Origin of the sequence: Thermoleptolyngbya sp. M55_K2018_002 (assembly GCF_015295965.1) — a bacterium.
GTDB classification, from domain to species: domain Bacteria; phylum Cyanobacteriota; class Cyanobacteriia; order Elainellales; family Elainellaceae; genus Thermoleptolyngbya; species Thermoleptolyngbya sichuanensis.
Genome location: NZ_DVEA01000153.1, coordinates 1 through 4,579 on the forward strand (window position 1 = coordinate 1; position 4,579 = coordinate 4,579).

4 protein-coding genes and 1 pseudogene are annotated in these 4,579 nt (G+C 55.9%); 1 reads left to right on the forward strand and 4 read right to left on the reverse strand.

What is annotated here, in order from left to right:
• Positions 1-760 (forward strand): aminoacetone oxidase family FAD-binding enzyme (locus IGS51_RS07500; RefSeq protein ID WP_297077663.1); only part of this gene is annotated, 760 nt, incomplete at its 5' end.
• A 424-nt stretch (positions 761-1,184) separates the two neighbouring features.
• On the opposite strand, the pseudogene IGS51_RS22315 reads toward IGS51_RS07500, so the two are convergent.
• The 4 genes and pseudogenes from IGS51_RS22315 to IGS51_RS07520 form a co-directional block, all read right to left on the reverse strand.
• Positions 1,185-1,298: pseudogene (locus tag IGS51_RS22315) on the reverse strand (ISAs1 family transposase); the annotation flags it as partial.
• 523 nt (positions 1,299-1,821) lie between these two features.
• Positions 1,822-2,247 (reverse strand): VOC family protein, encoded by a 426-nt coding sequence (locus tag IGS51_RS07510; protein ID WP_297077665.1) that lies wholly within the window; start codon positions 2,245-2,247, stop codon positions 1,822-1,824.
• Between the two features lie 174 nt (positions 2,248-2,421).
• Positions 2,422-3,234: a hypothetical protein gene (locus IGS51_RS07515; RefSeq protein ID WP_297077667.1), complete on the reverse strand. Its 813-nt coding sequence runs from the start codon at positions 3,232-3,234 to the stop codon at positions 2,422-2,424.
• A 17-nt stretch (positions 3,235-3,251) separates the two neighbouring features.
• A complete protein-coding gene (locus tag IGS51_RS07520) occupies positions 3,252-4,409 on the reverse strand; it encodes a hypothetical protein (protein WP_297077669.1) in 1,158 nt (385 codons plus the stop codon).
• Positions 4,410-4,579 lie beyond the last annotated feature (170 nt).

Below are 4,579 nucleotides of genomic sequence, written 5' to 3' on the forward strand. Positions count from 1 at the left end.
CAGCCCCCAGGGATATCGCATCGCCCAATCTTTGGGGCACACCCTGGAACCGCCCGTCCCCTCGCTGTTTACCTTTAACGTGCCGGAGCCAGCGCTGCACGAACTAGCGGGCGTGTCGGTCGAGTCGGCGCAGGTGACGGTGAAATGCCCCGACCAGAAGCCCCTGACCCAAACTGGGCCGCTGCTGATCACCCACTGGGGCCTGAGCGGGCCTGCGGTGCTAAAGCTATCCGCCTGGGGAGCCAGGGCGCTTCACAACTGCGGCTATCGGGCGATCGCCCAGATCCACTGGCTGCCTAATCAGTCCCCAGAGCAAGTCCGGCAGAGCTTGCAGCAGACCAAGACCGACTGGGGCAAGCGGGCCGTCCGCTCCACGGTGCCGCCCGGACTCCCCCTGCCGCGTCGCCTGTGGAACTATCTGGGCGATCGCGCTCAGGTTGCACCCGACCAGCGCTGGGCAGATTTGTCCAAACCGCAGCTTCATCACCTCTGGCAGGAACTCACCCAGGGGCAGTATGCCATTGCAGGCAAGGGCGTATTCAAAGAGGAATTTGTCACCTGCGGCGGCGTGTCGCTCAAGGAAGTCGATTTCAAAACGATGGCAAGCCGCGTCTGTCCGGGCCTCTACTTTGCAGGCGAAATCCTGGATATCGACGGCATAACGGGCGGCTTTAATTTCCAGAGCGCTTGGACGACGGGCTGGCTGGCTGGAAGGGCGATTTCCGCAGGGATCGCTTCGCAAATCTCCCCGCTCGACTGAGCTAACCAAGCGCCAAACTCAGCACCAACTGAACCCCACTATCTCCCCGCTATCTAGGCAGTATCTTAAAGCTATCTAGGCAGTATCTTAAAACCTAGGCAGTATCTTAAAACTCTCTAGGTCGTTGATTGCCCTGAGTCGATCCCCCTTAAATCCCCGCGCTTACGCGCCGCTTCGCTAGAAACAAGGAGGACTTCCGGAGCGGTATTGCCCGTTTCCCCTCTTCCTAAGGGGGGCTAGCAGGGTGGTTTCATTTAGGAGGAGGAAAACCTTGGGTGAGGATGGTATAAACTTGCTGGACTTGGTTCGTCAGCGCCCGGATGCCCTGAGGGATGGTACGGTAAGCGAGTTGACGCACGATGTTGATGATAAAACAATTCAAAATCGCCCAGATTACAGGAGCATTGCCCCCCGGACGGGCATGGTCTTCCTCGAAGGTGACATCTCGCACCCAATGCAATCGGTTTTCGATATTCCAATGCTGCTGGATAGGCTGGAGAAATTGAATAGTGCTGCTGTTGTTGGGTAATCTGCTCAACCGTTTTTTTTGACAATGCAGGGCATCGAGGGTGAACACCACAGATTGTCCTGCTAAGGCCGCTATCAACTGACGCACCACTTCCACTTCACTTAGGAAGGTCTGCGAGTCTCGGCAGGGAACTCCAGAAGGTCGCATAAGAGTTGCCAGTGTTGCTGAGTGAAATCTGCCAGGGGGCGATACCCACGATCACCGCAGAGGGTTCCTAACAGAATCAGCATCAATATCAGCCACAGGGATCAGCTACAGGGCATGTCGTCTGCCTCTGCTTTTTCGATAGTCTGGGACTTGTTTGAGGTGTTCGATGAGGTTCAGGGTTTGAGTCATGGAGTCACTGTGATGCACAGAACTCTAGTCTCACTTTTCTACTTGTAAATGAAACCACCCTGCTTTCTAAGGGGGGATAGGGGGATCAAAGGGTTTTAAAACACGCCTAGCAGGGGGATGATTGGGAGTAATGAGGGCGATCGCCCTCCCTTTCCCCTTTAAGGGATGACGGATAAGCGATGACGGATTTCCCCAGCTACGACGTGGCAAAGATCGCCGCATCGTCTGCAAACGCCTTGAACTCTAGCGCATTGCCGCTGGGGTCGAGTAAAAACATCGTTGCTTGCTCGCCCACTTCGCCTTTGAAGCGAATATACGGCTCAATGATGAACGCCACGCCGTGCGATCGCAGCCTGTCTGCCAGCGCCTCCCACTCATCCATCTCCAAAATCACGCCCCAGTGCTGGGTGGGCACTGCTTTGCCATCGACTAGATTAGTGGCATTGGCCCCTGCTTCTGGGGTATCGTCCACTAGGTGCGCCGTCACCTGATGCCCAAACAGGTTGAAGTCAATCCATTGCGAATCAGTTCTGCCCACCGCACAACCCAAAACCGTCTCATAAAAGACACGGGTTGCAGATAGATCTCGGACAGGAAACGCAACGTGAAACGGACGAGGCATGGTGGGGATTTTGGATTTTAGATTTTGGATTTTAGATTTCGGCGAGGATACAGGCTTGGAAATTAGGGCGTTTGGCTTGGGCAGCGGGATTGGGCTGATTCCAAAATCCAACATCCACAATCCAAAATCCCCAATCTAAAATCCAAAACCCTGCTCTCTGCTCCCTAATTCTTCCTACTGGCAGGTCGCTCGTCCCCATTGACCGTCGTAGCTGACCGACACCTGATCGCCGGGCTTGGCAGGAAAGGGCGACAGGTGAACCAGCGTAGTGTCTGCCATCTGGGCCACATTGCCTTTCCAGATGGTTTCTCCGGCGGCGTTTTTGCCGACGTAGGACAGGCTGGAGGTGAGGACGTTAGTGGACGTGCGGGGGCGAAACTCGACACGGCTAAACCCAGCTTCGCGAGTGTAGAAGACGGTGAAATCAACGCGATCTTGCACCGTGCCGTTGCAGGTCATGGACAGGTTGTCCTGGTTGGGTTCCTCCGGGGCGACGGTGACGGGCGGCGCAGGAGTTGGCGCAGGGGGCGGCGGGGCGGGCGTGAACTCGGCAATTCTGCCAGACTCTTCGACGAGGAGTTGCCCCGAACTGGTCAGGGATTGCACAAAGCAGGTGCCATCGGGAAAGACACGAGCATAGAAAATGGCTTCACCCTGATATCCATAGGTGGTGCTGCCGTCGGGATTGCTGGTAACTGTTACGCCCGGTGCGCGGCTGAGGTTGTTTAGATTAGGCTTTTGCAAAAACGACATCAAAGGCTGGTTGTTTTCCCACAGCACTTCGGCAAAGTAGTTGGTCGTGTTGCAGGTGACGGGCTGCCTGGATATGGGGACATCGGGTGAGGCAGGCGCAGCGGGCGTGGCAGGTGTGGCTGGAGGGGGCGTTCCATCGCTGGTGCGGGGATCTCGGCAAGATGCCAGGGCGATCGCCCCCAGGATCGTCCCCAAAACCGTCAACTTCGCCCAGCCCATCCGTCTATGATTCATCGCTCCTGATTCCCTCATCACAAACTCTTTTGGTAAATGCGATAGGTCTTGTAAATCTTCGCGCCCGTCGCTTCGATAATCTTACGCGACGGCATGTTGTCTTCATATACCCAGGAGAGTTCTGCTTCGCGGTAGGGTTTGCGCTTGGTCACACCGCCCTCTCGCCCCAGATAAATCACTGCCATCGGCACCAGTTTGCGGATGTATTCCGGCAGGGAGCAGATCGCCACGACGCGCCCCGTGTCGATGCTGCGGCGATACCAGAGAAATTTCAGAATGCCCAGCCAGTCGAGCTTGCCGTTCACCTTTTGCAGCACGGGGCTATAGTTAGGCAGCGCCATAAAGAAGCCCACCATTTCGCCCTCGTATTCCGCAATCACAAAGATGTCGGCATCGGCAATATCCTGGAGCGATTTGGCCTCTTCCAGAAATTCTTCCAGCGTGCGCGGCGTAGAACTCCAGTTGTTAGCAAAAGCCTTGTTGAACAGGTGATAAATTGCGGTGCAGTCTTCGATAAATTCATCGCCCTTGAGCCGCAGGTTGCGGAAGGTGATGCCTGATTTTGAGGCAATGCGGTATGCCCGCTCAAACTCTGGGGGCAGGGGTTTTGTGAGATCTAGCAGATAGGCGTAGGCATCTTTGGCTTTCTGCCAGCCGTGCTGCTCAAACAGGCGGGGATAGTGGGGCGGGTTGTAGGGCATCATCATATAGGGCATGGAGTCGAACCCATCTACCAAAAACAGGCAGTTGTTGTGGGTCGATAGGTCGATGGGGCCTCGCGCCTGGGTCATGCCCTGCTGCCGCAACCAGTCGCAGGCAGAGTCGAGCAGGGCCTTGCCGACTTCGGCTTCGTCGATGCATTCAAAAAAGCCCACCAATCCAATATTTTCGCCCTCTCGCGCAATCAGGCGATCATTCACCGCAGCCACCACACGCCCCACGGGCTGCGTGCCGTTTGGCCCAAAGCGCGTGGCGATGAACTGCTGCAAGCGCCCGTATTCAAAAAAGGTATTCTCAGGTTTGAAATACTTGGCGATGCTGCTGCGGAGGGGCGGAACCCAGTGGCGATCGCCCGCATACACCACCGACGGCACATCCAGGAATAGCTCCTGGTCGCCCGGCGATAGCACTGGGCGCACCTGCACCGCGCCAACCTGCTTGACGGTCTGAGTCATCGCATTGCAGCCAAAACGTTATTTAGAGAATTTAGACCGTTGGCTGAACTATGTCTAGGAGGATGAGGGTGATGGGTTGAATTATTTTAAAACGCTGTCACTTTGTCACTTTCAAGACTTACGCACTTGCGATAAGCTCTTTGGGTTTTGGACGATTTCTCGCGGGCTGC

Excerpts from the sequence above, each read along its gene's own strand:
- IGS51_RS07520 (WP_297077669.1), bottom strand. The coding sequence starts at position 4,409 with ATGACTCAGACCGTCAAGCAGGTTGGCGCGGTGCAGGTGCGCCCAGTG.
- IGS51_RS07510 (WP_297077665.1), bottom strand. The coding sequence starts at position 2,247 with ATGCCTCGTCCGTTTCACGTTGCGTTTCCTGTCCGAGATCTATCTGCA.
- IGS51_RS07515 (WP_297077667.1), bottom strand. The coding sequence starts at position 3,234 with ATGAATCATAGACGGATGGGCTGGGCGAAGTTGACGGTTTTGGGGACG.